General features: G+C 70.9%; 25 protein-coding genes. 14 read left to right on the top strand and 11 right to left on the bottom strand.

Annotation, left to right across the window (positions count from 1 at the left end; all coding sequences use genetic code 11):
* Window positions 1-43 precede the first annotated feature (43 nt).
* Both ACQF4J_RS25630 and ACQF4J_RS25625 read right to left on the bottom strand, forming a co-directional pair.
* A complete protein-coding gene (locus tag ACQF4J_RS25630) occupies window positions 44-175 on the bottom strand; it encodes a hypothetical protein (RefSeq protein ID WP_385236369.1) in 132 nt (43 codons plus the stop codon).
* Window positions 176-386: 211 nt separating this feature from the next.
* Entirely contained in the window at window positions 387-3,395 is a 3,009-nt protein-coding gene (locus ACQF4J_RS25625; RefSeq protein ID WP_427166864.1) for an FAD-binding and (Fe-S)-binding domain-containing protein, read from the bottom strand.
* A gap of 241 nt (window positions 3,396-3,636) precedes the next feature.
* Between ACQF4J_RS25625 and ACQF4J_RS25620 the strand changes: the two genes are divergently transcribed.
* The 6 genes from ACQF4J_RS25620 (at window position 3,637) to serC (ending at window position 9,952) form a co-directional block, all read left to right on the top strand.
* A complete protein-coding gene (locus tag ACQF4J_RS25620; protein WP_351560789.1) occupies window positions 3,637-5,475 on the top strand; it encodes an ATP-binding protein in 1,839 nt (612 codons plus the stop codon).
* Window positions 5,472-5,891, top strand: a complete 420-nt coding sequence (locus ACQF4J_RS25615; RefSeq protein ID WP_351560787.1) for a roadblock/LC7 domain-containing protein — start codon at window positions 5,472-5,474, stop codon at window positions 5,889-5,891. Before ACQF4J_RS25620 ends, ACQF4J_RS25615 begins: the two co-directional genes overlap by 4 nt.
* Complete coding sequence (locus tag ACQF4J_RS25610) at window positions 5,888-6,235, top strand: DUF742 domain-containing protein (protein WP_351560785.1); 348 nt, start codon at window positions 5,888-5,890, stop codon at window positions 6,233-6,235. Before ACQF4J_RS25615 ends, ACQF4J_RS25610 begins: the two co-directional genes overlap by 4 nt.
* Window positions 6,216-7,460, top strand: coding sequence for a cytochrome P450 (locus ACQF4J_RS25605; RefSeq protein ID WP_351799012.1), 1,245 nt, complete (start codon window positions 6,216-6,218; stop codon window positions 7,458-7,460). Before ACQF4J_RS25610 ends, ACQF4J_RS25605 begins: the two co-directional genes overlap by 20 nt.
* A 32-nt stretch (window positions 7,461-7,492) precedes the next feature.
* Window positions 7,493-8,746, top strand: a complete 1,254-nt coding sequence (locus ACQF4J_RS25600; RefSeq protein ID WP_351560782.1) for a cytochrome P450 family protein — start codon at window positions 7,493-7,495, stop codon at window positions 8,744-8,746.
* 87 nt (window positions 8,747-8,833) lie between these two features.
* Window positions 8,834-9,952 (top strand): phosphoserine transaminase, encoded by a 1,119-nt coding sequence (serC, locus tag ACQF4J_RS25595; RefSeq protein ID WP_351799014.1) that lies wholly within the window; start codon window positions 8,834-8,836, stop codon window positions 9,950-9,952.
* A gap of 82 nt (window positions 9,953-10,034) precedes the next feature.
* Here serC and ACQF4J_RS25590 read toward each other — a convergent pair whose 3' ends face one another.
* From ACQF4J_RS25590 to ACQF4J_RS25580, 3 genes are all read right to left on the bottom strand, one after another.
* Window positions 10,035-11,633: an alpha/beta hydrolase gene (locus ACQF4J_RS25590; protein ID WP_351560778.1), complete on the bottom strand. Its 1,599-nt coding sequence runs from the start codon at window positions 11,631-11,633 to the stop codon at window positions 10,035-10,037.
* Between the two features lie 167 nt (window positions 11,634-11,800).
* Window positions 11,801-13,336 carry a cellulase family glycosylhydrolase gene (locus tag ACQF4J_RS25585; protein WP_427166863.1) on the bottom strand — a complete coding sequence of 512 codons (1,536 nt, stop codon included), beginning with the start codon at window positions 13,334-13,336 and terminating at the stop codon, window positions 11,801-11,803.
* A gap of 122 nt (window positions 13,337-13,458) precedes the next feature.
* Window positions 13,459-14,436 (bottom strand): WD40 repeat domain-containing protein, encoded by a 978-nt coding sequence (locus ACQF4J_RS25580; protein ID WP_351560774.1) that lies wholly within the window; start codon window positions 14,434-14,436, stop codon window positions 13,459-13,461.
* Window positions 14,437-14,557: 121 nt separating this feature from the next.
* On the opposite strand from ACQF4J_RS25580, the gene ACQF4J_RS25575 reads away from it, so the two are divergent.
* The 3 genes from ACQF4J_RS25575 (at window position 14,558) to ACQF4J_RS25565 (ending at window position 16,615) form a co-directional block, all read left to right on the top strand.
* Window positions 14,558-15,232 (top strand): SGNH/GDSL hydrolase family protein, encoded by a 675-nt coding sequence (locus tag ACQF4J_RS25575; protein ID WP_427166862.1) that lies wholly within the window; start codon window positions 14,558-14,560, stop codon window positions 15,230-15,232.
* A gap of 115 nt (window positions 15,233-15,347) precedes the next feature.
* Window positions 15,348-15,932, top strand: a complete 585-nt coding sequence (locus tag ACQF4J_RS25570; protein WP_427166861.1) for a Uma2 family endonuclease — start codon at window positions 15,348-15,350, stop codon at window positions 15,930-15,932.
* 17 nt (window positions 15,933-15,949) lie between these two features.
* Window positions 15,950-16,615, top strand: coding sequence for a maltokinase N-terminal cap-like domain-containing protein (locus ACQF4J_RS25565; RefSeq protein WP_427166860.1), 666 nt, complete (start codon window positions 15,950-15,952; stop codon window positions 16,613-16,615).
* Window positions 16,616-16,687: 72 nt separating this feature from the next.
* Here ACQF4J_RS25565 and ACQF4J_RS25560 read toward each other — a convergent pair whose 3' ends face one another.
* The gene (locus ACQF4J_RS25560) at window positions 16,688-17,110 is read right to left on the bottom strand and encodes a hypothetical protein (protein WP_351799029.1); all 423 of its coding nucleotides are present in this window, start codon (window positions 17,108-17,110) and stop codon (window positions 16,688-16,690) included.
* 152 nt (window positions 17,111-17,262) lie between these two features.
* Between ACQF4J_RS25560 and ACQF4J_RS25555 the strand changes: the two genes are divergently transcribed.
* The gene (locus ACQF4J_RS25555; protein WP_427166859.1) at window positions 17,263-18,000 is read left to right on the top strand and encodes a helix-turn-helix domain-containing protein; all 738 of its coding nucleotides are present in this window, start codon (window positions 17,263-17,265) and stop codon (window positions 17,998-18,000) included.
* Window positions 17,997-18,185, top strand: a complete 189-nt coding sequence (locus tag ACQF4J_RS25550) for a DUF397 domain-containing protein (protein ID WP_351560763.1) — start codon at window positions 17,997-17,999, stop codon at window positions 18,183-18,185. Before ACQF4J_RS25555 ends, ACQF4J_RS25550 begins: the two co-directional genes overlap by 4 nt.
* On the opposite strand, the gene ACQF4J_RS25545 is transcribed toward ACQF4J_RS25550, so the two are convergent.
* The gene (locus ACQF4J_RS25545; protein WP_427166858.1) at window positions 18,172-18,537 is read right to left on the bottom strand and encodes a hypothetical protein; all 366 of its coding nucleotides are present in this window, start codon (window positions 18,535-18,537) and stop codon (window positions 18,172-18,174) included. The genes ACQF4J_RS25550 and ACQF4J_RS25545 overlap by 14 nt on opposite strands.
* A 68-nt stretch (window positions 18,538-18,605) precedes the next feature.
* On the opposite strand from ACQF4J_RS25545, the gene ACQF4J_RS25540 reads away from it, so the two are divergent.
* Window positions 18,606-19,598, top strand: coding sequence for an aldo/keto reductase (locus tag ACQF4J_RS25540; protein ID WP_351560761.1), 993 nt, complete (start codon window positions 18,606-18,608; stop codon window positions 19,596-19,598).
* 129 nt (window positions 19,599-19,727) lie between these two features.
* Here ACQF4J_RS25540 and thpR read toward each other — a convergent pair whose 3' ends face one another.
* Window positions 19,728-20,300, bottom strand: a complete 573-nt coding sequence (thpR, locus tag ACQF4J_RS25535) for an RNA 2',3'-cyclic phosphodiesterase (protein ID WP_351560759.1) — start codon at window positions 20,298-20,300, stop codon at window positions 19,728-19,730.
* A gap of 26 nt (window positions 20,301-20,326) precedes the next feature.
* On the opposite strand from thpR, the gene ACQF4J_RS25530 reads away from it, so the two are divergent.
* Window positions 20,327-20,845, top strand: a complete 519-nt coding sequence (locus tag ACQF4J_RS25530) for a GNAT family N-acetyltransferase (protein WP_351560757.1) — start codon at window positions 20,327-20,329, stop codon at window positions 20,843-20,845.
* Between the two features lie 24 nt (window positions 20,846-20,869).
* Here ACQF4J_RS25530 and ACQF4J_RS25525 read toward each other — a convergent pair whose 3' ends face one another.
* Together ACQF4J_RS25525 and ACQF4J_RS25520 are read right to left on the bottom strand one after the other, a co-directional pair.
* Complete coding sequence (locus tag ACQF4J_RS25525) at window positions 20,870-22,216, bottom strand: MFS transporter (protein WP_427166857.1); 1,347 nt, start codon at window positions 22,214-22,216, stop codon at window positions 20,870-20,872.
* 27 nt (window positions 22,217-22,243) lie between these two features.
* Complete coding sequence (locus ACQF4J_RS25520; protein WP_200703458.1) at window positions 22,244-22,681, bottom strand: MarR family winged helix-turn-helix transcriptional regulator; 438 nt, start codon at window positions 22,679-22,681, stop codon at window positions 22,244-22,246.
* 151 nt (window positions 22,682-22,832) lie between these two features.
* Here ACQF4J_RS25520 and ACQF4J_RS25515 point away from each other — a divergent pair, with 151 nt between their 5' ends.
* Window positions 22,833-23,015, top strand: coding sequence for a ribbon-helix-helix protein, CopG family (locus ACQF4J_RS25515; protein ID WP_351560753.1), 183 nt, complete (start codon window positions 22,833-22,835; stop codon window positions 23,013-23,015).
* Window positions 23,016-23,022: 7 nt separating this feature from the next.
* Here ACQF4J_RS25515 and ACQF4J_RS25510 read toward each other — a convergent pair whose 3' ends face one another.
* On the bottom strand, window positions 23,023-24,474 hold the full coding sequence (locus ACQF4J_RS25510; RefSeq protein WP_351799046.1) for an NCS2 family permease: 1,452 nt from the start codon (window positions 24,472-24,474) through the stop codon (window positions 23,023-23,025).
* Window positions 24,475-24,539 lie beyond the last annotated feature (65 nt).

Genomic DNA, 24,539 nt, shown 5'->3' with positions numbered 1-24,539 from the left:
CAGAGAGGACCGACGGAATACCGTCGGCCCTCTCAGAACTCACTCAGTTGTCGTCGCCGCCGGGGATCGGCTTCGGCACCGGGGGCTTGGGGTGCTTCTTCTTCGGCTTCGGCGGCGGCGGGGGAAGCTGCTTCTTGGGCTTCGGGGGCAGCGGGGCGAGCTTCTTGAGGCTCATTCCGACTCCTAGTGTTTCGCAGTTCAGTGGTTCGGGAATTCCGCGTCCGGCTCCCCGACACCGATGAACCTACACGCCCCACAACTCAAGCAACGGCAAAGTCGGCACTGTAATGGCAAGCAGGCGCTGTGAATACCTTGGAGAATCCTTGGAGCGCCCGCTGAACCTGAGAGTTCTCTTATGAACCTGAGAGGAACCTTTTGAAGGGACGTCAGTCGAGCCCCTCGGCGAGCACCTGCGCGAGGTGCCGGGCCCGCACTCCCGCGAGCTGCTCCAGCTGGGTCCGGCACGAGAAGCCGTCCGCCAGCACCACGGTTCCCTCCGGGGCCTCACGGACGGCGGGCAGCAGCCGCTCCTGCGCGCAGGCCGCCGAGACCTCGAAGTGGCCTTTCTCGAAGCCGAAGTTGCCCGCTAGACCGCAGCAGCCGCCGGTCAGTTCGCCGGTGAGGCCGGCGGCCTCGCGCAGGCGGCGGTCGGGGGCGTCGCCGAGGACCGCGTGCTGGTGGCAGTGGGTCTGGCCGGTGACGGGGCGGTCGAGGGCGGGCGGGGACCAGTCGGGGGCGTATCGCTCCAGCGCCTCCGCGAAGGTGACGACCGCGGCGGCCAGACGGGCCGCGCGCGGGTCGTCGTGCAGCAGCTCCGGCAGGTCCGTGCGCAGGGCCGCGGCGCAGCTCGGCTCCAGGACGACGAACGCCGGGACGCTCTCGCCCAGCCGTGGGTCCAGGAAGAGGTCCAGCAGGTCCAGGGTGCGACGCAACACCTGCCGTGCGCGGTCGAGTTGACCTGTCGAGAGGTACGTCAGCCCGCAGCAGACGCGGACGCCGCGGGAGGTCAGCGGGTTCGCGCTGTACCCCCATGTCTCACCGTCGGGCGTCTGCTCCACCTCCGCCTTCCACTTCATCCACGGCGTCTGCATCACCACCAGCCCGGCCGCCTCCAGCACCCGCAGGGCCGCCTTCCCCACCTCCGGCGCGAAGTGCTCGGTGAAGGTGTCGGGCCACAGGGCGACGACGAGCGGGAAGTCGTCGGTGTCGTCGGTGTCGTCGGTGTCGTCCGTGACCCCGTCGGCGGACTCGGGGCCGTCGGTGTCGTGCAGGTGCCGGGCGTCGACCGGGCCGCCCCGCTGCTTCCAGTCGGCCATCATCCGCCGCGCCTGTTCCACGGTCCTGCGCCGCCACCACCGGCTGAACGTCTCCGGCGCGATCCGCGGCAGCCCCCGCTCGGGCGCGATCCCGCCCAGCCGCTTGGCGAGCGCCGCCAGCGGGCCCACCGAGGCGAGCGCGTTGACCAGGCCCGCCGTCCGGGTCCGCGTCACCCAGCGCAGCCACAACGGCAGCCACCCCATGCTGTAGTGCGCGGCCGGGCGGCGCCGCCCCTCGTAGTGGTGGTGCAGGAACTCCGCCTTGTACGTGGCCATGTCGACCTCGACCGGGCAGTCGGAACGGCACCCCTTGCAGGACAGGCACAGATCCAGCGCGTCCCGCACCTCCGTCGACCGCCAGCCGTCGGTGATCACCTCACCGGCCAGCATCTCGTGCAGCAGCCGGGCCCGCCCGCGCGTGGAGTGCTCCTCCGCGCCGGTCGCCCGGAAGGAGGGGCACATGACGGACGCGCCGGCGGCGGAGGTCGTACGGCACTTGGCGACTCCCACGCAGCGCCGTACCGCGGCCGAGAAGTCGCCGCCGTCCGCGGGGTAGCCGAAGGCCACGTCGACCGGCTCGCGCGGCAGGACGGAGAAGCGGAGGTTGCCGTCGAGGGGCGCGGGGCGGACCAGCATCCCCGGGTTGAGGAGGTCGTCGGGATCCCAGAGGGCCTTCGCCCGCTCGAAGAGGGCGACCAGTTCGGGGCCGTACATCTTCGGCAGCAGCTCCGCCCGCGCCTGTCCGTCCCCGTGTTCGCCGGAGAGCGATCCACCGTGGGCCACGACGAGTTCGGCCAGCTCCTCCGAGAAGCGCCGGAAACGGGCGACGCCCGCATCGGTCAGGAGGTCGAAGTCGATGCGGACGTGGATGCAGCCGTCCCCGAAGTGGCCGTAGGGCGTCCCGCGCAGGCCGTGTCCCGTCAGCAGCCCCCGGAACTCCCGCAGATACGCGCCGAGCCGCGCGGGCGGCACCGCGCAGTCCTCCCAGCCGGGCCACGCCTCGCTGCCGTCCGGCATCCGGGTCGCCGTACCGCTCGCGTCCTCGCGGATCCGCCACAGTGCCCGCTGCCCGGCCGGGTCGGTCACGATCAGCGAGTCCAGGACGTCGGCCGCCCGCACGATCGCCTCCGCACGCGCGCGTGCCTCGCCCGCCGACTCCCCGCCCGCCTCCACGAACAGCCACGCGCCGCCCCTGGGCAGCCCGGCCGACGCCGGGGGGACCAGGTCCGCGGCCATCCCCTCCACCGTGAGCGGCCGGTACGGCAGCAGTCCCGCCGCGGCCTCGGCGGCCGCGCTCTCGTCCGCGTAACCCAGCACGGCCAGCGCCCGCGCGCGGGGTGCCCCGACGAGTCGTACGACCGCCTCCGTGAGCACCCCGAGGGTGCCCTCGCTGCCGCAGAAGGAACGGGCGACGTCGGCGCCCCGCTCCGGCAGCAGCGCGTCCAGCGCGTAGCCGGAGATGCGGCGGGGCAGCTCCGGGTAGCCGGTCCGCAGCCGCGCCAACTCCGCCTCCACCAGCGCCCGCAGGCCCTCCGGCGCCCCGGCCCACTCCCGCCCGAGCCGCAGCCGCTCGCCACGCGCGGTGACCACGTCCAGCTCCCGCACGCTGTCCGCCGTCGTCCCCCAGGCCACCGAGTGGGAGCCGCACGAGTTGTTGCCGATCATTCCGCCGAGCGTGCAGCGGCTGTGCGTGGAGGGGTCGGGGCCGAAGCGCAGGCCGTGCGGGGCGGCGGCCTCCTGGAGGCGGTCCAGGACGAGACCTGGCTGGACCACGGCCGTGCGCGCCTCGGGGTCGAGGGCCACCAGGCGGTTCATATGACGGGTGAAGTCCAGTACGACTCCGGTGCCGGTCGCCTGTCCCGCGATCGACGTGCCCCCGCCGCGCGCCACGACCGGCACCCCGCGCTCCCGGCACACCGCCAGCGCGGCCGCCACGTCGTCGGCGTCGCGGGGCGCGACCACCCCCAGCGGGACGCGCCGGTAGTTCGACGCGTCCATCGTCGTCAGCGCCCGGGACATGACGTCGAAACCGACCTCACCCCGGACGGCCCGCCGCAGCTCCGCCTCGAGATCCGTCATGCCCCCAGCATGCATCCGACCACCGACAGTGACGACGACTCTGTCCACCGGACTCTCACCGATGGGGGGACAGAAACTGTGAACGGATTCCGAACCTTCCCAATTCGATCACGAACTCCCATATAGTGACCGCCAGTTGAGCACCAGGTGTCTCTAGTCGCTCAGGAGATGGACAGGCTCACGGCACGGACAAGGACGACCGAGGACCCCCACCGAGGACCCCCGACCGAGGACCCGACTCATGACCGCCCCCCTCCAGCCCGGCGAACGTCCCTCCCTGCGCTCCCTCGCGCCCGTCCCCCTGCTCACCGCCGTACTGGCCGCCCTCGCGGTGGCCGGCGCGGTCGCCAGGACCCCCCAGGCGCAGCGCGTGCCGCTCGCCCTCGGCGCCGGCGCCGGGGCCCTGCTGTTGTGCGTGGCCGTCACCGTGGCCACCCACTCCGTGCGGACGGCCCGGATCACCCGCCGTCGGCTGGAGGCCGTCACCGCGGACACCGGGCGGCTGCTGCAGGACCGGATCCGGCAGAGCGCGGAGTTCGACCAGGAACGGGTGCGGCTGACGGAGGAGCTGACCCGGGAGCGGGCCCGGTACGCCGCAGAACTCGCCCAGGAGCGTGCCCGGTCGGCCGCAGCGATCGGCGAGGAGCGGGCGCGGCTGACCGCCGAGCACGCCGATCTCGCCGAACGGGCCAGGAGGGCCGACCAGGAGCGGACCGCCGCGATCTCCGCGACCGCCAACGCGGCCGGCCGCATGCAGGCCCTGGCCACCGGGATGCTCGCCGACCTGCGCGCCATGGAGGAACGGCACGAGGACGAGGACGTCCTCGCCGATCTGCTCCACCTCGACCACCGCACCGCACAGGCGGGCCGGCTCGCGGACTCCGTCGCCGTCCTCGCGGGCGCGCGCTCCGGGCGCCGGTGGGCCCGTCCCATCGGCATGGAGTCGATCCTGCGGGGCGCGATGGGGCGGATCAGCGGCTACCGGCGGGTGCGCGTGCACTCCGCGTGCGAGGCCGCGGTCGCCGGACACGCCGCCGAGGGCGTCATGCACGCGCTCGCCGAACTCCTCGACAACGCGGCCAACTTCTCGCCGCCGACTGCCGAGGTGCACGTCTACGTCGAGGAGGTGCCGGCCGGGGTCATCCTGTCCGTCGAGGACAGCGGGCTGGTCATGGGCGACGTGCAGCTGCGTCGCGCCGAGCGCGCCGTCTCCGGCGACCTCGGCGGACTGGGCGGCCTCACCGGCACCCGCCTCGGCCTCGCGGTCGTCGGCCGCCTCGCCCTCAAGTACGGCCTGAAGGTCTCCTACCGCCCGTCCGCCCGCGGCGGCACCGGGGTGCTCATGCTGGTACCGCAGGACATCCTCGTACCGGAACAGCCCGCCGCACCCGCGCCCACCCCGCTCGCCCTCCCGGAACCCCCGGCGGAACCCCCTGCGGAACCCCCGACGGGGCGTCCGGTCGAGGGCGCGGAGTGGGGCGACGGCGAGCTGACCGGGCCCACCGGCGTCGAGTCGCCCAACTGGCCCTGGTTCGAGGGTGCTTCCCGAGGCGAGGGGGCGTGGAGCGGCGGTGCGGCCCTGGTTCCGTACGGCGAGGAGTGGCCGGGAGCCGGCGGTTCCCCGTCGCTCGTCTCCGCGGAGACCCACCACGGCCCCGCCACGGACGACCAGAGCCTCCTCCCCAGCCACGACTCCTCCGACCGGGGCGCGGACTCCCTGCCCGACGGCCTCCCCCAGCGGCACCGCGGCCGCGCGCTCGCGGAGGTCGAGCAGGAGCGGGTACGCGCGCGTGCCGTGCAGACCGAGCGGGACCGGGGGCGCACCCAGGCGCGTGCCGACGACGAGCCGCCGCGCCCCGCCGTCGTCTCCCTGGACGACCCGCTGGCCCGCGCCGCCCGCTTCAGCAGCTTCCAGCGGGCCGTACGCGGCTCGCTCTCCGACCTGGGGTCCGCCCCGGCGGAGGACACCGCCACCCCCGCGGCCCCGGCACCCGCCCCCGGCAGCCGGGCCACCCACGCAGACACCCCCGACCCGACCAGCACCTCCCGCCCCCACCCGGAAGGCAACGCCACCTCATGACCGGCATCGGCACCGGCACGACCACCGTCGACGAGAAGCTCACCTGGCTCATCGAGGGGCTGCTGGAGCGCACCCCGGGGGCGCGGCACGCGCTCGTGCTGTCGCGGGACGGGCTGAAGCTGTGCCGGACGCCGGAACTCACCGTCGACCGGGCCGACCAGCTCGCCGCGATCGCCGCCGGGATCCAGTCGCTGGCGCACGGCGCGTCCATGGAGTTCGGGGACGGCAGCGGCGGCATACGGTCGGCGATGACCGAGTTCCACGGCGGGGTGCTGTACATCGTGGAGGCGGGCGACGGCGCGCATCTGGCCGTCCTCACGGAGGAGGACACGGACGCGGGACTCGTCGGGCACCACATGAGCGAACTCGTGGAACAGCTCGGCCCGCATCTGACCGCACAGCCCCGGAACTCATGAGCCGCCCCGGCAGGGACGACTCACCCGACCGCCTCTACACCCTCACCCAGGGCCGCGCCCGCTCCGCGCCGGACAGCCCCTTCGACCTGGTGACCCTCGTGGTCGCCGAGTGCGATCCGGCACCCGGCATGCAGTCGGAGCACGTGACGATCCTGCGCGCGGCCCGGCTCCCCGTCGCCGTGGTGGAGTTGGCGGCCGAGTTGAGTCTCCCCGTCAGCATCACCAAGATCCTCCTCTCCGACCTCCTCGCGGCGGGCCGCGTCAGTGCCCGCCACCCGAAGAAGGCCGCCGTCATCGACCCCGACGTCCTGGAACAGGTGCTCGTTGGACTCCGCAACCTCTGACGCCCGCACCCCCGCGGGTGCGACCGTCCCCGTACCGCTCGGTGGGCCCAGGTTCCAGACCGAACCGGCCCGGCTGTACCGCGAGATGCGGCGCGAGCACGGTGCCGTCACCCCGGTCGTGCTCGACGGCGGCGTACCGGCCTGGCTGGTGCTGGGCTATCGCGAGCTGCACCAGGTCACCGGCGATCCGGTGCTGTTCAGCCGGGACTCCGGGCTGTGGAACCAGTGGGACCGCATCCCCGCCGACTGGCCTCTGCTGCCGATGATCGGCCGCGGGCAGCCGTCGATCCTCTACACCGTCGGTGAACGCCACCGCGAGCGCGCCGCGATGATCAGCGACGCGCTGGAGGCCGTCGCCCCTTCCGAACTGCGCGGCCACGCGGAGAAGTTCGCCGACGAACTCATCGACGCGGTGTGCGGGCGGGGCGAGGCGGACGTCGTCACCGAGTACGCCATGCTGCTGCCGGTGCGCGTCCTGGCCCGGCTCTTCGGCTTCCCCGACGAGCAGGGGCCGGGCCTGGTGGCCGCGCTGAACGACATGATCGACGGCCGCGAGAGGGCGCTCGCCGGGCAGACCCACCTGGCCGGCTCCATGGCCCGGCTGGTGGCCGAGCGCAGGGCCCGTCCCGCCGACGACGTGGTGTCGAGGATGCTCGCGAACCGCTCGGGCTTCGGTGAGGAGGAGATCGTCCAGGACCTGATGGTGATGATGGCGGCCGGCCATCAGCCGACGGCCGACTGGATCGGCAACTCGCTGCGCCTGATGCTGACCGACGACCGTTTCGCGGCCTCCCTCTTCGGCGGTCGCAACAGCGTCGCCGACGCCATGAACGAGGTGCTGTGGGAGGACGCGCCCACGCAGAACGTGGCCGGCCGCTGGGCCGCCCGCGACACCCAGCTCGGCGGGCGCCGCATCCGGGCCGGTGACCTGCTGCTGCTCGGGCTGCAGGGCGCCAACTCCGACCCGCAGGTGCGCACCGACGGCTCCGCGCTCACCGGCGGCAACGGCGCGCACTTCTCCTTCGGGCACGGCGAGCACCGGTGCCCCTTCCCGGCGCAGGAGATCGCCGAGGTCATCGCGCGCACCGGCATCGAGGTCGTACTGGACCGCCTGCCCGACATCGACCTGGCCGTCCCCGCCGAGTCCCTGACCCGTCGCCCCTCGCCCTGGCTGAGAGGCCTCTCCCGGCTGCCGGTCCGCTTCGCCCCCGTCCCCACGCTCTGACCCCACGCCGACACCCCGGCCAGGAGGCCCGTATGACCACGACCGGTGTTGCACAGACCCGTGCGGGGGAGACGCGTATCGCGCTCGATCCCTTCGTGACCGATCTGGACGGCGAGAGCGCGCGGCTGCGCGCGGCGGGGCCGTTGGCCGCGGTGGAGCTGCCCGGTGGCGTGCCCGTCTGGGCGGTCACCCGGCACGCCGAGGCCAAGAGGCTGCTCACCGATCCGCGTCTGGTGAAGGACATCGGCGTCTGGGGCGCCTGGCGGCGCGGCGAGATTCCGCCGGACTGGCCGCTCATCGGCCTCGCCAACCCCGGCCGCTCCATGCTCACCGTGGACGGCGCCGACCACCGGCGGATGCGCGCGCTGGTCGCCCAGGCGCTCACCCCGCGCCGGGTGGAGGAGATGCGGGGCCGGATCACGGAACTGACCGAGCGGCTCCTCGACGACCTCGCCGCGCGGGCCACCGACGGTGTCGTCGACCTGAAGGCCGCGTTCGCCCACCCGCTGCCCATGTACGTCGTCGCCGACCTCATGGGCATCGACCAGGCACTCCTGCCCCGCCTGAAGGAGCTCTTCGAGAAGTTCTTCTCCACCCAGACACCACCGGCCGAGGTCGTCGCCACCCTCACCGAGCTCGCCGGCATCATGGCCGACACGGTCGCCGCCAAGCGCGCCGAGCCGGGCGGCGACCTCACCTCGGCGCTGATCCTGGCCTCGGAGAACGGCGATCACCTCACCGACGAGGAGATCGTCTCCACGCTCCAGCTGATGGTCGCGGCCGGACATGAGACGACCATCTCGCTCATCGTCAACGCGGTGGTCCAGCTGTCACTCCATCCGGAGCAGCGGTCCCTGGTGCTGTCGGGCGCGGCCGACTGGTCCCGGGTGACCGAGGAGACCCTGCGCCACTCCACCCCCACGTCCCACGTCCTGATCCGCTTCGCGACCGAGGACGTCCGGGTCGGCGACAGGGTCCTCCCGGCGGGCGACGCGCTGATCGTGTCGTACGCCGCCATCGGCCGCGACGAGGAGGCGCACGGCCCGACCGCCGGGGACTTCGACATCACCCGGACCTCGCACAACCGTCACATCAGCTTCGGTCACGGCCCCCACGTCTGTCCCGGCGCCGCCCTGTCCCGCCTGGAGGCCGGGGTCGCGCTGCCCGCCCTGTACGGCCGCTTCCCGGACCTCGACCTGGCCGTACCCGCCACCGAACTGCGCAACAAGCCGGTGGTGACCCAGAACGACCTGTTCGAGCTGCCGGTGCGCCTCACGGCTTCGTAGATCACGACGAGTCCACGGTCCGGAGCACTCGTCTCATCGAACGGACACGTTTCCGTGCGGTTTCGCCGAGGGGATACGCTCCGGCTCGTGGCTGAGATCCAGATTCCCGCTGACATCAAGCCCGCCGACGGTCGTTTCGGCGCGGGCCCCTCCAAGGTGCGGACGGAAGCGCTGGACGCGCTGGCCGCCACCGGTACGTCCCTCATGGGGACCTCCCACCGCCAGGCTCCGGTGAAGAACCTGGTTGGCAAGGTCCGTGAGGGCATCTCCGAGCTGTTCTCCCTGCCCGAGGGCTACGAGGTGATCCTCGGCAACGGCGGCTCGACGGCCTTCTGGGACGTCGCGACGCACGGGCTGATCGAGAACAAGTCCCAGCACCTCAACTTCGGCGAGTTCAGCTCCAAGTTCGCCAAGGCCGCCAAGCTGGCCCCGTGGCTGGCCGAGCCGACCGTGATCGCCTCCGACCCCGGCACCCACCCGGAGCCGCGGGCCGAGGCGGGCGTGGACGTCTACGCCTTCACGCACAACGAGACCTCCACCGGTGTCGCCATGCCGATCAAGCGCGTGGCCGGCGCCGACGAGGGCGCCCTGGTCCTGGTCGACGCCACCTCCGGCGCCGGCGGCCTGCCGGTGGACGTCGCCGAGACGGACGTCTACTACTTCGCCCCGCAGAAGTCCTTCGCCTCCGACGGCGGCCTGTGGATCGGCGTCTTCTCCCCCGCCGCGATCGAGCGCGCCGAGCGGATCCACGCCTCCGGCCGCCACGTCCCGGAGTTCTTCTCGCTGCCGACGGCGATCGACAACTCCCGCAAGAACCAGACGTACAACACCCCGGCGCTCGCCACCCTGTTCCTGCTGAACCAGCAGCTGGAGTGGCTCAACGGCCAGGGCGGCCTGGACTTCTCGGTGCGCCGCACCGCCACCTCCGCGCGCACGCTGTACGGCTGGGCGGAGGACGTGAAGTTCGCGACGCCGTTCGTCACCGACCCGGCCAAGCGCTCCCAGGTCATCGGCACGATCGACTTCACGGACGAGGTCGACGCTGCCGCCGTCGCCAAGGTGCTGCGCGCCAACGGCATCGTCGACACCGAGCCCTACCGCAAGCTGGGCCGCAACCAGCTGCGCGTCGCGATGTTCCCGGCCATCGACCCGGCGGACGTCGAGGCCCTGACGAAGTGCATCGACTACGTCATCGAGAAGCTGTAACCGCGGTTTCCCGTACGACGACGAAGGGGCGCCCGGCGAACCCCGGGCGCCCCTTCTCGCGTGCCGCTTCCTCGCGTGCCGCTCAGCCGCGGAAGCCGAGCAGGCCGTGCAGGGCCTCACCGCGTGCCCCGGCGGCCGGCTGCTGCGCCGTCAGCGCGGACTTCGCCGTGGTCAGCGGCTTGGGGTCGGCCGTCTTCTGGCAGACCGCGTCGGCCGTGCCGTGGCCCCGCGGGACTGTGCCGTCGGTCAGGTACTTCGCCAGGTACTTGTCCAGGCAGGCGTTGCCGCTCAGCGAGATGCCGTGGTTGCCACCGCCCTGCTCGACGACAAGGCTGGAGTGCTTGAGCAGGCGGTGGACGGTGACTCCGCCCTGGTACGGGGTGGCCGCGTCGTTCGTCGCCTGGAACAGCAGCACCGGCGGCAGCTTGGAGTTGGCGACGTTCACCGGCTTCAGGGACTTGGTGGGCCAGAAGGCGCACGGCGCGTTGTACCAGGCGTTGTTCCAGGCGTTGAAGGGCGCCTTGGCGTACACCGCCCAGTTGTCCTTCTCCCACTGCTTCCAGTCCCGCGGCCAGGACACGTCCCGGCACTGCACGGCGGCGTAGACGCTGTAGCCGTTGTCGCCGGAGGCGTCGATCGCGGCGAAGTTCTGGTACGCCGTCACCAGCGGAGCGGAGTTGTGGTCGTTGACGTACGCGGCGAACGCCTGGGCCAGGTAGGGCCAGTAGCCGTTGTAGTAGCCGCCGGGCAGGAAGGTGTCCTCCAGCTCCGCGGCGCCCACCTTGCCGCCCGCGGGCGTCTTGGCGAGCTCGGCCTGCATCGCGTACCACTTGGCCTCGATCTTGGCCGGGTCGGTACCGAGCTTGTACGTCGAGTCGTACTTGGCGATCCACGCCATGAGCGCCTTGTGGCGGGCGTCGAAGGCGTAGTCCTGGCCGATGTTGTCGTCGTACCAGACCCCGTCGGGGTCGACGATCGAGTCCAGGACCAGGCGGCGCACCTGGTGCGGGAAGAGCTTGGCGTAGACCTGGCCGAGGTAGGTGCCGTAGGAGTAGCCGAAGTAGTTGATCTTCTTGGCGCCGACGGACTTGCGGATCGAGTCCATGTCCTTCACGGCGCTGATGGTGTTGATGTACGGCAGCACGTCCGCGTACTTGCGGCCGCAGGCGGCGGCGAAGGACTTGGCGCGCTCCAGGTTGGCCTTCTCGATGGCCGGGCTGCTGGGGACGCTGGCCGGGCGGACGGGGTTGAAGTAGCCCGGCTTGCAGTCGAGGGCGGGCTTGCTCTGGCCGACGCCCCGAGGGTCGAAGCCTATGACGTCGTACTGGGCCGCGACCGCCTTGGGCAGCGAGGAGGCGACGAAGCCGGCGAGGCTCAGACCGCTGCCGCCGGGGCCGCCGGGGTTGACCAGCAGCGGGCCCTGGAACTTGGTGGCGGTGTGCGGCACCCGGGTCAGGGCCAGGGTTGCCTTCCGGCCCTGCGGCTTGGCGTAGTCGAGGGGCACCTTCACCGTCCCGCACTGCAGGGTCGGCGAGTCGTCCGTGCCGCACTTCTTCCAGGTGACCTTCGCCGGCTGGAAGGAGGGGGCGGAGGACGAGGTGCTGGCCTCGGCGGGAACGGCCGTGACCGATCCGGCGAGGACGACGGCCGTGCCGCACAGCACGGCTGCGCTTCTTCTCATCAAGTTCCCTCACGACATGGGGGGTTGGGACGACCGGAAAGTTCACGGTCCTGTCCGGATACTTTCGAAGAAGCACCAACACAAGGAACAACTTGGGTAAAGATTTGAATCTCCTGTGATCTGGAGGCGCCCGTTCCACCCGTGGGCGCCCCCGTCACACACGGCCCCTACGACGCCGTACAGCTCACCGTCGGCACGCTCCCGCCGCCGGGCGCGCCCCCGAACCCGAACGTCACCGAACTCCCCGCCGCGACACTGCCGTTGTGCGCGGCGTTGACGGCGGTGACCGTCGAACCGGTCTGCGTGTACGAGGCGTTCCACATGTTGGTGACCTGCTGCGCGCCGCTCCAGGTCCAGGTCACCTTCCACGAACCGATCGCCGTGGAGCCGGTGTTGGTCACCTTCACCTCGGCGTTGAAGCCGCTCCCCCAGTCGCTGCTGACGGCGTAGGAGGCACTGCACGCGGCCGTGCTCCCGCCACCGCCACCTCCACCGCCTCCGCCGCCACCTCCGCCGCCCGTGCCGGTGCCCGGGAACAGCGGCGCCTTGACGCTCGCCAGGTATCCGTCCTTCACGGTGTCCACGGTCTGCCAGTCGTCCTTGAGGATGCCCCCGGTGTCACCGGAGTTGGGGTTCCAGGACCAGAAGGTCCAGTGGAAGGAGTCGGCGCCGTACGTCGAGGTCGGGCGCAGGTAACTCACCAGCGCGGCCAGCCACTTCTGGTCGGTCGTGGAGGACAGCGTGGTGCCGAACTCGCCCACCCACACGGGCGCGATGTTCTGCTTGAAGATGTAGCCCCAGTACCTGTCCCAGACGCCCGGCATGTTGGCCGGGAACGACGGGTCGCTGAACCAGGGCTGCTGGGCGACGCTGGTCGCGTAGTCGTGGGCGGAGTACACCACCCGGTTGGCCACGTTCAGTTGCACCGGGTACTGGGCGACTCCCATGAGGTTGCCGCCCCACCAGCCCGACACACCGTTGAACGTCTGCACGCCCTCGACGAAGATCAGCAGGTCCGGGTTGACGGAGAGCACCGCGTTCCCGGCGCGCTGGGCGGCCAGCCGCCAGTCGGTCGCCGTGTCCCCGCAGCCCCAGCAGGCCGGATCGTGCGGCTCGTTGTGCAGGTCGATGCCCACCACGGTGTCCTGGCCCTTGTAACGGGCCGTCAACGACTTCAGGTTGGCGATCCACGTCGACTCAGGGACCGCCGAGGTGTACCAGAGCGCCGACTGCCCGCCGGAGTCCGGGCGGTGCCGGTCGAGGATGACCTTGAGCCCGTCCTGGCCGGCGTAGGCGACGAGCTTGTCCATCACCTGGAGGGAGTTGAGCCCCTGCAGGTCGGTGTTCTTGCCGCTGCTGAAGTCGATGCTGTTGGGGACGGTGGAGGACTTGAAGATGTCGTCGCTGTAGGGCAGCCGGAGGGTGTTGTAGCCGAGCGACCTCATCTGGTCGATCATGGACTTGTAGTCGCGGGACCACAGGCCGTGGGGGACGTAGTTGGCGGTCTCGAAGCCGAACCAGTTGATCCCGGCGATCCGGACCGGCTGCCCGGCCGCGTCGAGAATCTGCCGGCCACTGGTGTGCCAGTACCCGGCGCCGGCCGCCTCGGCCGCCGCGGCGGCCGGATGGACGGGCGCACCGGCCAGCGGCAGCACAAGCGCTGCGGCCACCGCGCACAGCGCTCTACGCAGGCTGCGGAACATGTCGCTGCTTCCTCCTCGGGAGGCGCGGGCCCGGAACAGGTGGGAGCGCTCCCACAACCCGGCGCCTCCCATGGAAGCCACGCCACATGCACACGTCAAGTAGTAGGCGCTGTCGGGCCAAGTCACCGGCGCCGGAACAGCCGCCGTGCGCCGAACGCCAGCGCCGCCACGACGACCACGGCGAGGGCGCCGACCTTGAGGTTGCCGCCCGAGCTGCCGCCGTCGCCGCCGGAGGCGCTCGAACTGCCGCCGCCGGAGGGCGTCTTGGCGGCGGCGCCGCCGGGGGCCTCCTTCGCCTGCACGGGACTGTCCGCACCCTCGCTGCCGTACATCAGCCGGGTCCCGTCGGGCGAGTAACTGACGGACTCCCCCTGCCGCTGCAACGGCACGTCCAGCCGGCCCTCGCGCTTGATCTTGCCGCCGTTCCAGTCGTAGTAGATGCCGCCGAAGTAGCCGCGCACGGCGAGCTGTTTGCCGTTCGGGGAGATGGCGGCGTCCGTGGCCCAGAGGTCGACGGTGGCGACGGGGCGGAAGTAGTTGGTGCCGGACGCGGACAGCCTGGCCGGGCCCTCGAACAGGTGCCCGCCGTCCTCGTTCTTGTCGATGATGTACACGCGCCCGGTCTTCGGATCGACCACCAGGGACTCGGCGTTGCGGGCGCCGTCCGTGTACTTCACGACGTACTGCGTGGCCCGCACGGTCTGGTCGACCAGCTTCTTCGGCTCGGGCAGCCGGTAGATCCACACGTACGGCCACTTGCCGCCGAGGTTGTCGCCGATGTCGCCGACGTAGATCTGGTCGTCCGGGCCGATGGAGATGGCCTCGACGTCGCGGGGCGAGCCGATGCCGCTGAGGGCGACGCGGGCGACCGTCCTGCCGGTGGCGCTGTCGACCGCGTAGATGTACGGCCCGTCGCTGCTGTCGTTGTGGGTCCAGTAGATCCCGGGGTGCAGGTGGGAGGCGGCAAGCCCGCTGGACTCGGTGATCCGGGTGTCGGAGATCGTGAACCCCTTGTCCCCCTTGCCGTCGGCGGCGGAGGCGGGCACGGCGAAGGCGCCCACGAGCAGGACCCCGGCGAGTAGAGCGAACGGTCGGCGCATGCCCCAAGCCTGCCATCCCCGTCGGTGGTTCACGGGACGGGCCGGCCGCCGGAGCGAGGGGTGGCGGGCCTCACACCCCGGCCGTCCCATTGATCCCTCCCGGATCATCCATCATGAGCGGATGCTTAGGTTCATGCCGGTCGGTGACTCCATGACGATCGGGAGCGCGGGCGAACACACCTGGCGTTACCGCATGTGGCGGCACCTGCGCGACACGTACGGCGGCCCCTTCGCCCTCGTCGGCCCCCGCGAGACGCTGTACGACAAGGCGACGGACGCCGCGACGTCGTACGAGTACGCCGACCCCGACTTCCCGCGCGCCCATCTGGCCGGCTGGGGCGAGGGCTGGCTGCACATGGCGCCGCTGATCGCGGAGGCGGTGCGCGCACAGCGCGCGAACGTGCTCCTGGTCTCGCTGGGCCTGATCGACCTGGGCTTCTACACCAACGCCGAGCAGACGGCGGAGAACGTGCGCCGCTTCGTAACCGAGGCCCGCACGGCCGACCCGCGCGTCCGCATCGCCGTACTGCCGGTGATCCCCAACGTCCGCGCCGCCGAGGACGCGCCCTTCGCCACCCAGGTGACCCGCTTCAACGAACTCCTCGCGAAGGCGGTCGCCGACCTGGACGAGCCCCGCTCCCCCCTCCTGCTCGCCTCACCCCCGCCGTCGTACGACATCCACCTCGACACCTACGACGGCACCCACCCGAACGCGAGCGGCGAACACAAGATCGCGGCGGCCTTCGCGGACGCCCTGCACCAGGCGTGGGGGGTCGGGGAGTTGTACCGGGGCTGACCTCGCCACAGCCAGGATCGGGCGTTTGTTCCCCTCCGCGTGACCTGGTCACCGTGCGTATCGTTGTACTGCGCGGCTGTACCTGTCCGTGGGGCAGCCGGGGAGGAGCGCCACGATGACCGTCCTTGAAGACAGGATCGAGATGGCCGACCACAGCGGCGAGCTGACTCTGGACAAGTTGTTCGAGTCGCTTGAGCGGACCACCCCCGAGGGCTACAAGGTCGAGATCGTCGAGGGGGGCATCTTCATGACGCCGCAGCGGGACACGCACTGGGAGATCATCTTGGACATCGTCGAACAGCTGCGCACCAAGTACCCGCGCAGGCGTGTGAAGTCCGATGTCCGGATCGACTACCCGGGTCACCTCAACGGCTTCGCCACCGATGTGACCCTCGTGTCCCAGGACGCCGAGAAGGACGAGAAGGGTCTCTGGAGCTACCAGGACGTCGAATTCGTGGCCGACGTCATCTCGAAGGGCACGGCGCACAACGACTACGGGCCCAAGAAGACCGCCTACGCCGTCGCCGAGGTCCCCGTCTACCTCATCGCCGACCCCTACCAGGGCAAGTGCCACGTGTTCACCCAGCCCAAGGACGGCGACTACGTGACGGAGACGACCGTCAGCTTCGGAGGGGACGTCGACCTCACCGTCACGGACGTCGGTCTCACCCTCAAAACGGATGAGTTCCCCCGCGACTGACTGACACAATCCGCCGCATGGCGATCATCCACAAGACCACCGTCAAGCCCACGAAGCTGGAACTGCTCACCCCCTGGTTGCCCAGCCGCCCGTGGTACGCCGGTTCCGGCACACCGGAGTTGGTCAGGGCCGGCGGGTTCCGGCTGGACGACCCCGAGGGCGAGGTCGGGATCGAGTTCATGGTGGCCGTCGACACCTCCGGCCCCGAACCGGTCGCCTATCACGTGCCCCTCACCTACCGCGGGGCCCCTCTCCCCGGCGCCGAACACGCCCTGGTCGGCACCATGGAGCACGGCGTCCTCGGCCCGCGCTGGGCCTACGACGGCTGCCACGACCCGGTGCTGTACACCGAACTCCTCGCCCTGATCGAGGGCCGGGCCCCGGCCATGGCCCAGAGCATCACGGACACCGCCGACCACGAGGTGGCCCGCTCCTGCACCGGCACCGGCCTTGGCTCCCCGTTCTGGCCGGTCGAGGTCACCGACGACGAGCACGGCACCCGGCTCCCCGCCCCGGGCGGCACGACCCTCCGCGTCCACCGCGTCCTCGACCCCACCGCCCCCGACACCCGCCCGGCGGACGCGATCGGCCACGTCACCGGCGCCTGGCAGTCCCCGGACGCCCTCGAAGGCACCCGCGCACGAGCGCTGTTCGCCGTGCTGTACGGCCCGGGCACGGAGTGAGGCGAACCCCCGGCCGGTGGCCCTCTCCAGCAGGCGGGCGGCACCCTGGCCCCGCCCGCCTGCTGATCTTCTTCAACGGCGGCTGACGATCGGATGGGCCGCCACGGTCCGTGACAGCAACTCCCCGTCGACGAAGGGCTTCGCCCTCGACGGCACCGACCGCCAGCCGAGCGGCCAGGTGACACCGGTCAGCGCCGGTACGCCCACATAGGCGAGACAGCCGTGACCGCGCGTCAACGCCCGCGCGCCGGGCGGCCACGGGTGCGCCGACGCGGTTTGCGGGGGCAACAGGAAGTACATGTTCCGGTCGCCCGCGAACTCCTGGACGACCGGACCCGCGTCGAAGTCCGTCGCCGACATCAGCTCCGACGCGATGCGTTCCCCCTCAGCTCCCTTGATGCGTACGGCGTCGAAGTGGATGCCGGCGTGGCGGAGGGCGTGTCCGGAGGCGGGAATCCAGATCGGGATCCAGGGGGCGGAGATTCTCTCGTTCATGACGCAAATCGTTCCGCCCGCTCACATACTGTGACCAGGGCTGCGGAACGTCCGTGCAGCGCTGTGCACTTGGGGAGGCGGTTGTGCACTTCGGTGATCGTGGGTCGGAGTCCTTCGGCGCGATGCTCCGCTTCTACCGGGAGCGGGCCGACATGACGCAGGAGGCCCTGGGCAGACACGTCGGCTACTCCAAGTCGCAGGTGGCGATGGTCGAGCGGGGCGAGCGGTCCCCGAAGGGGCGGCTGGTCGAGATCGCGGACGAGGTGCTCGGTGCACAGGGTGCACTGACGGTTCTGGCCGAGAAGGAGTTCACCCGAGGCGGCCTTCCACCCTGGACCGAGGACTACTTGGCGGAGGAGAAGAAGGCGGCCGGGTTGCACGTGTACCAGACCCATGTGATCCCCGGCTCGCTCCAGACACAGGCGTACGCGCGGGCGATCTACAGCTGTCACTGTCCGGCGTTGGACGACGACGAGATCGACAAGCGGGTGGCGAAGCGAGTGCAGCGGCAGCAAGTCTTCCAGCGCAAGCCGAAACCGGTCGTCAGCTACGTACTCGAAGAGAGCACCTTGACCCGCCCGTTGGGTGGCGCGGCCGCGCTCAAGGAGCAGTTGCAGCACATCCTCGACATCGGCAGCCTGCGCAATGTCGAGATCCAGGTCATGCCGCACGACCGCCAGGCCCATGCCGGCCTCAACGGCTCCATGATCCTGCTGGAGACTGCTGAGCATCGCCAACTCGCCTACGTCGAAGGCCCGAGCGGCGGCTACTTCGTCAGCGAACAACCCGACCTGGGTGAGCTGTTCGCGCGATATGGCATTCTGCGAGCGCAGGCTCTCAACCCGGACGAGTCCGCGAAACTGATCGATGAGGTGGCACAGGGACTATGAGCGCGGACCTCCACTGGTTCAAAAGCAGTTACAGCGGCGACCAGGGCGAATGCCTGGAAATAGCCCTCACCCCCACCACCATCCACATCCGCGACTCCAAGTCCCCCGAAGGCCGCCCCCTCCAGGTCACCCCGCTCACCTGGACGGAGTTCCTCGGCTCGTTGCCGCCCGCTATACGGGGATGAGCTCCGGCCACCACGGCGGGACGTTGCCCGGGCAGACCGGCGCCGGGTACGAGTCGAGGACGCCGATCCAGGAGACCAGCGCCCAGGCGAGCCCCACGCTCACGCACAGGGCGGCAACGACGGCCCCCGTGCGCCAACCGGCGCCGAAAGCCCTCAGCACGGCACTCCACATTGCTGCGAAGACGCCCCACAGCACGGGAAAGACCAGCAGCAGCACCGCGCCGTTCGCGGAGCCGTTGCCCACGTCGCAGGTGCGCCAGACCTGAGCGACGGTCCACACCGTCACCCCCGCCGCGACTCCCCCGGCCCCCAGCGGCAGCAGGAACCCCGCACCGTGGACAGCAGCTCTCATGACATCCCCTCACAGCGAACCGGAACCTCCTTGCCTAGAGTGCACTCCACGCCGTTGGCTAGGTGGTCATGAAGTACACGCAGCTCGGACGCACGGGACTCAAGGTGAGCCGACTGGTCCTCGGCACCATGAACTTCGGACCGCAGACGAACGAGGCCGACAGCCACGCGATCATGGACGCGGCGCTGGCTGCCGGTATCAACTTCTTCGACACCGCGAACGTGTACGGCTGGGGCGAGAACAAGGGCCGTACCGAGGAGATCATCGGCAACTGGTTCGCCAAGGGCGGCGACCGGCGCGACAAGGTCGTCCTCGCCACCAAGGTGTACGGCAACATGGCCGCCGACGGCGACGCCTGGCCCAACCACGACAAGCTGTCCGCCGTGAACATCCGGCGGGCGGTGGACGCCAGCCTCAAGCGGCTCCGGACCGACCACATCGACGTCTACCAGTTCCACCACGTCGACCGCGCCACCCCCTTCGAGGAGATCTGGCAGGCGATCGACACCCTGATCACGCAGGGCAAGATCCTCTACGTCGGGTCGTCGAACTTCCCCGGCTACAAGATCGCCCAGGCCAACGAGATCGCCGCCCGCCGCGGCGGCACCATCGGCCTCGTCAGCGAGCAGTGCCTCTACAACCTCGCCGAGCGCCGCGCCGAGATGGAGGTCATCCCGGCCGCGCAGGAGTACGGCCTGGGGGTCATCCCCTGGTCGCCGCTGCACGGCGGGCTGCTCGGCGGCGTGATCAAGAAGGAGGTCGAGGGCGGTCGCCGGGCGAGCGGCCGGGCCGCCGACTCCCTCGCCAACACCACCATCCGCGCGCAGATCCAGGCCTACGAGGACCTGCTGGACAAGCACGGCGTCGAGCCGGGCGAGGCGGCTCTCGCGTGGCTGCTCACCCGCCCGGGCGTGACCGGCCCGATCGTCGGTCCGCGCACGGCCGACCAGCTCGCCTCCGCAGTCCGCGCGATCGAGCTGGAGCTGAGCGAGGAACTGCTGACCGGCCTCGACGAGATCTTCCCGGGCCCCGGCCCGTCTCCGGAGGCCTTCGCCTGGTAGGCGTCAACGGTGCGCGGCGGCGGTCGGGATCACTTGCCGAGCGCCGCCGCCAGCGCCACCACGACGAACAACAGCACGAGCACAACGGCCATGATCCGGTTCCGGGTCTTCGGGTCCACGTCCCCGAGCCTAACCGGCCCCGCCGAGCGGCCGACGGGCGACCGCCTCGTAGCGGGGCTGCTCCCCCGGCACCCCGGACCTCGGCAGGTCGCTGCGCACCAGCACCAGTTCCGCCACCGTCCAGGTACGGCTTCGGAAGTCCTCCAGGGCCGTCAGGTACGGCCGTACGTCCACCGCGTCGCGGCTGCGCGCCACCGTCAGGTGCGCCTTGTAGCGCCGGTGCTCCCCCATGTCGACCCCGGCCCTGCGGCCCGCCGCCTCCGCCCGGTCGGCCAGCAGCCGCAGTGCGGCCGTCTCCCCGTCGGCGCCGACCCAAAGCGCCCGCCCATGCCCGAACTGCCCGCCGCCGCGCAGGGCGAGCGGGAACGCCGCGGACCGCCGCGCCGCCCGCTCCAGTCGCGCCGACAGCTCGGGTACGACGTCGTCGTCGACCTCCCCGTAGAAGGCGAGCGTGAAGTGCCAGCCGGGCCGGCCGGTCCAGCGCAGGGCGTCCGCACCGGGCAGGCTCCTCAACTCGGCCAGTTCGGCGGTGAGTTCCTCCGCCACTTCCTCCGGAGGCAGCACCGCGGCGAAGAGTCTCATGGGCACCAGCCTGCCACCATGGGGGCATGGAGATCACCATCAGAGACGCCGGAGCCGACGACGTTCCCGTGATACTCGGCATGCTCGACAGCTGCGTGGAGTGGCTGGCCGGGCAGGGGCGGACCGGCCAGTGGGGGACGAGGCCGCTGTCACAGAGCCCGAGGACGGTGGAGTCGGTCGTCCGGTACATGGAGGAGGGCGCCGCCTACATCGCCGAGGCCGACCGCGAACCGGCCGCCACCCTCACCCTCACCGACGCGCCCGGCGCCTACCTCTCCCACCTGCCGCCGGTCGGTGAGCCCGAGCGGTACATCCACTGGCTGGCCTCCGACCGCCGCTTCAAGGGCCACGGCGTGGGCAGCGCGCTGCTCGCGCACGCCGCCGAGGTGACCCGGGGCGCGGGCGTCGGCCTGCTGCGGGTCGACTGCTACGCGGGCGGCGACGGCAGGCTCGTCCGCTACTACGAGGACAACGGCTTCGCCCGCACCGAGACCTACCTCGCTGCGGGCGACTGGCCGGGGCAGGTGCTGGAACGGCGCCTCTAGGCCCTGTCCCCGGCGGGGATGCCGTCAGGCGGCGGGCGCCAGCTGTTCCTGCGTCTCCCGTGGCACGAAGCGGACGTGGGGGTGGCCGCCGTTCCAGCCGACCGACAGGCGCAGGTTGCCGACGCGGGCCAGGACGAGGCCGATGACGACCGCCGCGCCCGCGGCGATCGCGCCGCCCGCCGCGAGGCCCGCGCGGACGCCGTAGGTGTCGGTGACCCAGCCGGCGATCGGCGCGCCCACCGGGGAGCCGCCCATGAACACCATCATGTAGAGGGACATCACCCGGCCGCGCATGGCCGGGTCGGTGCTCATCTGGACGCTGGTGTTGGCGGTGACGTTGACCGTCATGCCGAACATGCCGATCGGGACCATGAACAGGGCGAACAGCCACAGTGAGGGGGCGAGCGCGGCCACGATCTCCAGCGTGCCGAAGGCCGCCGCGGCCACGACCAGCACCCGCATCCGGGCCGTGCCGCGGCGGGCCGCGAGCAGGGCGCCGGCCAGGGAGCCGACGGCCATGAGGGTGTTGAAGAGGCTGTAGGAGCCCGCGCCCGCGTGGAAGACGTCGTCGGCGAAGGCCGAGAGGTAGACGGGGAAGTTGAAGCCGAACGTGCTGACGAACCCGATCAGGACGATCGTCCAGATCAGCTCCGGGCGCCCGGCGACATAGTGCAGGCCCTCCCGCAGCTGCCCCTTGCCGCGCGGGGCGCGCTCGACGGCGTGCAGCTCACGCGACCTCATCATCACCAGGCCGGTGAGGGTGGCGATGAAGGACAGGCCGTTGAAGAGGAACGCCCAGCCGGTGCCCACGCCGGTGATCATCACACCGGCGACGGCCGGGCCGATCAGGCGGGCGGACTGGAAGTTCGCGGAGTTCAGGCTGACGGCGTTCTGCAGCTGGTCCCGGCCGACCATCTCGGTGACGAAGGACTGGCGGGCCGGGTTGTCGACGACCGTGGCGAGGCCGACGAAGAAGGCGGCCACGTAGACGTGCCAGACCTGGACGTGGCCGGACAGGGTGAGCAGCGCGAGCGCGATGCCGCTGACGCCCATCGCGGACTGCGTGAACAGCAGTGTGCGGCGCTTGGGCAGACGGTCGACGAGGACACCGCCGTAGAGGCCGAAGAGCAGCATCGGCAGGAACTGCAGGGCCGTCGTGACGCCGACGGCGGTCGCGGAGCCGGTGAGGCTGAGGACCAGCCAGTCCTGGGCGATGCGCTGCATCCAGGTCCCGATGTTGGAGACGACCTGGCCGAGGAAGAACAGGCGGTAGTTCCTGACCTTCAGCGAGCTGAACATCGAGGACCTGCGGGTGACGGGGGTAGTAGCGGTCGGTGCGGGGGCGGAAGCTGCTCCGGATCCCGAACTCAAAGGGTTCGCCTCCTTGCGTAGGGGTGCTTACAGGTGTGCGAGCTTCTCCAGCACGGGGGCGGCGGCGCGCAGTCTGGCCCACTCGTCCTCGTCCAGGCCCTCTACCAGATCGGCCAGGAACGCGTTCCGCTTGGCGCGGCTCTCCGCGAGCATGGCCTCGGCCTGCTCGGTCTTGGTGACGACCTTCTGGCGGCGGTCCTCGGGGTGCGGCTCCAGCCGGACCAGTCCCTTGGCCTCCAGCAGCGCGACGATGCGGGTCATCGACGGCGGCTGGACGTGCTCCTTGCGGGCGAGTTCGCCCGGGGTGGCCTGTCCGCAGAGGGAGAGGGTGCCCAGCACCGACATCTCGGTGGGGCTGAGCGACTCGTCGACCCGCTGGTGCTTGAGCCGACGGGACAGGCGCATGACGCCTGAGCGAAGCGAGTTCACGGCGGCTACGTCGTCGCCATGGGTGAGGTCCGGCATGTCCTTAGCGTAACTCATTACTCTCGCTAAACAAGCTGGCGCGCGGGGGGAATCCCGTGAGTCCGACCACTCAACCGAACCATCACCCGTAAGAGTGAGACGGATGCGGAAAGCGGCCTCCGCGCCGCACCCGCCCGCGACCCTCGTCCTCATGGGGACCAGCGTGCTCAGCCTGCGGATGGACGGGGAGCTGCTCGAACGGCTCCGGGACCGTGCGGCCAAAAGAGGAATGAGCGTCCAGGACTATGTGATCCGGACGCTCATTCGGGACGACTTCGACGAGCGGTTCCAGACCGCCGTCGAGGAGACGGAGAAGTTCTACGGAGTCACGTGAGCGGTGCTCACGTCAGACCCAGCGCCGGCATCAGGTAGTAGAAGCCGAACACCGCCGCGACGACGTACATCGCGACCGGGACCTCGCGGCCCCGGCCGGCGGCCAGGCGCAGGACGGCGAAGGTGATGAAGCCCATGCCGATGCCGTTGGTGATCGAGTAGGTGAACGGCATCATCACCATCGTCACGAAGGCCGGGATGGCGATCGTGTAGTCCGCCCAGTCGATCTCCTTGACCGAGCCGGCCAGGATCAGGAAGCCGACCGCGAGCAGGGCCGGGGTGGCCGCCTGGGACGGGACCATGGTCGCCACGGGGGTCAGGAACAGCGCGACGGCGAACAGCGCGCCGGTGACGACGTTCGCGAAGCCGGTGCGGGCGCCCTCGCCGACGCCGGCCGTGGACTCCACGAAGCAGGTGGTGGCGGAGGAGGAGCTGGCGCCGCCCGCGGCGACCGCGATGCCGTCGACGAAGAGGACCTTGTTGATGCCCGGCATCTCACCGTTGGCATTGGTCAGCTTCGCCTCGTCGCTGACGCCCATGATCGTGCCCATCGCGTCGAAGAAGCACGACAGCAGCACCGTGAAGACGAAGAGGACACCGGTCAGCACGCCGACCTTGGAGAAGCCGCCGAACAGGCTGACCTTGCCGATCAGGCCGAAGTCGGGGGTGGCGAGCGGGTTGCCGGGCCACTTGGGCGTCGTCAGACCCCAGGAGGGCACCTTCGCGACCGCGTTGATGATCACGGCCAGGACCGTCATCGTCACGATCGAGATCAGGATCGCGCCGGGGACCTTGCGGACGATGAGCGCCAGGGTGAGCAGCGCGCCCAGGATGAAGACCAGCACCGGCCAGCCGTTGAGGTGACCGTCGGCGCCGAGCTGGAGCGGGACGGTGGTCTGGGCGGCGTCCGGGATGCGGGAGACGAAGCCGGAGTCGACGAGCCCGATCAACATGATGAACAGGCCGATACCGATGGAGATCGCCTTGCGCAGGCTGTAGGGGACGGCGTTCATGACGCGCTCGCGCAGGCCGGTGGCGACCAGCAGCATCACGACGAGACCCGCCAGGACGACCATGCCCATGGCGTCCGGCCACGACATCCGGGGCGCCAGCTGGAGCGCGACGACCGAGTTCACACCGAGGCCGGCGGCCAGCGCGATCGGCACGTTGCCGATGACGCCCATCAGGAGGGTGGTGAAGGCGGCCGTCACGGCGGTGGCGGTGACCAGCTGGCCGTTGTCCAGGTGGTGCCCGTACATGTCCTTCGCGCTGCCGAGGATGATCGGGTTCAGCACGATGATGTAGGCCATCGCGAAGAAGGTGGCGAAACCACCGCGGACCTCGCGGGCGAGGGTGCTGCCCCGCTCGGAGATCTTGAAGTAGCGGTCGAGCGCACCCGAGGCGGGGGTGTTCCCCGGCTGCTGCGGGGCGGTGGCCTTGGCGGGAGCCGAGGTGGGCATTGGATGTTCCTACGAGCAGAAGTGGACAGACAGAAACCGTTTCAGTATGAACATATGAATACCGC

Source organism: Streptomyces sp. C1-1, from assembly GCF_050214755.1.
Classification (GTDB): domain Bacteria; phylum Actinomycetota; class Actinomycetes; order Streptomycetales; family Streptomycetaceae; genus Streptomyces.
The sequence above is the reverse complement of the archived record's forward strand: the minus strand, read 5'-3'. Positions and strand labels throughout refer to the sequence as shown.

Excerpts from the sequence above, each read along its gene's own strand:
- ACQF4J_RS25630 (WP_385236369.1), bottom strand. The coding sequence starts at position 175 with ATGAGCCTCAAGAAGCTCGCCCCGCTGCCCCCGAAGCCCAAGAAGCAG.
- ACQF4J_RS25625 (WP_427166864.1), bottom strand. The coding sequence starts at position 3,395 with ATGACGGATCTCGAGGCGGAGCTGCGGCGGGCCGTCCGGGGTGAGGTC.
- ACQF4J_RS25620 (WP_351560789.1), top strand. The coding sequence starts at position 3,637 with ATGACCGCCCCCCTCCAGCCCGGCGAACGTCCCTCCCTGCGCTCCCTC.
- ACQF4J_RS25615 (WP_351560787.1), top strand. The coding sequence starts at position 5,472 with ATGACCGGCATCGGCACCGGCACGACCACCGTCGACGAGAAGCTCACC.
- ACQF4J_RS25610 (WP_351560785.1), top strand. The coding sequence starts at position 5,888 with ATGAGCCGCCCCGGCAGGGACGACTCACCCGACCGCCTCTACACCCTC.
- ACQF4J_RS25600 (WP_351560782.1), top strand. The coding sequence starts at position 7,493 with ATGACCACGACCGGTGTTGCACAGACCCGTGCGGGGGAGACGCGTATC.
- ACQF4J_RS25590 (WP_351560778.1), bottom strand. The coding sequence starts at position 11,633 with ATGAGAAGAAGCGCAGCCGTGCTGTGCGGCACGGCCGTCGTCCTCGCC.
- ACQF4J_RS25585 (WP_427166863.1), bottom strand. The coding sequence starts at position 13,336 with ATGTTCCGCAGCCTGCGTAGAGCGCTGTGCGCGGTGGCCGCAGCGCTT.
- ACQF4J_RS25580 (WP_351560774.1), bottom strand. The coding sequence starts at position 14,436 with ATGCGCCGACCGTTCGCTCTACTCGCCGGGGTCCTGCTCGTGGGCGCC.
- ACQF4J_RS25575 (WP_427166862.1), top strand. The coding sequence starts at position 14,558 with ATGCTTAGGTTCATGCCGGTCGGTGACTCCATGACGATCGGGAGCGCG.
- ACQF4J_RS25570 (WP_427166861.1), top strand. The coding sequence starts at position 15,348 with ATGACCGTCCTTGAAGACAGGATCGAGATGGCCGACCACAGCGGCGAG.
- ACQF4J_RS25565 (WP_427166860.1), top strand. The coding sequence starts at position 15,950 with ATGGCGATCATCCACAAGACCACCGTCAAGCCCACGAAGCTGGAACTG.
- ACQF4J_RS25560 (WP_351799029.1), bottom strand. The coding sequence starts at position 17,110 with ATGAACGAGAGAATCTCCGCCCCCTGGATCCCGATCTGGATTCCCGCC.
- ACQF4J_RS25555 (WP_427166859.1), top strand. The coding sequence starts at position 17,263 with ATGACGCAGGAGGCCCTGGGCAGACACGTCGGCTACTCCAAGTCGCAG.
- ACQF4J_RS25550 (WP_351560763.1), top strand. The coding sequence starts at position 17,997 with ATGAGCGCGGACCTCCACTGGTTCAAAAGCAGTTACAGCGGCGACCAG.
- ACQF4J_RS25545 (WP_427166858.1), bottom strand. The coding sequence starts at position 18,537 with ATGAGAGCTGCTGTCCACGGTGCGGGGTTCCTGCTGCCGCTGGGGGCC.
- ACQF4J_RS25540 (WP_351560761.1), top strand. The coding sequence starts at position 18,606 with ATGAAGTACACGCAGCTCGGACGCACGGGACTCAAGGTGAGCCGACTG.
- thpR (WP_351560759.1), bottom strand. The coding sequence starts at position 20,300 with ATGAGACTCTTCGCCGCGGTGCTGCCTCCGGAGGAAGTGGCGGAGGAA.
- ACQF4J_RS25530 (WP_351560757.1), top strand. The coding sequence starts at position 20,327 with ATGGAGATCACCATCAGAGACGCCGGAGCCGACGACGTTCCCGTGATA.
- ACQF4J_RS25520 (WP_200703458.1), bottom strand. The coding sequence starts at position 22,681 with ATGCCGGACCTCACCCATGGCGACGACGTAGCCGCCGTGAACTCGCTT.
- ACQF4J_RS25515 (WP_351560753.1), top strand. The coding sequence starts at position 22,833 with ATGGGGACCAGCGTGCTCAGCCTGCGGATGGACGGGGAGCTGCTCGAA.
- ACQF4J_RS25510 (WP_351799046.1), bottom strand. The coding sequence starts at position 24,474 with ATGCCCACCTCGGCTCCCGCCAAGGCCACCGCCCCGCAGCAGCCGGGG.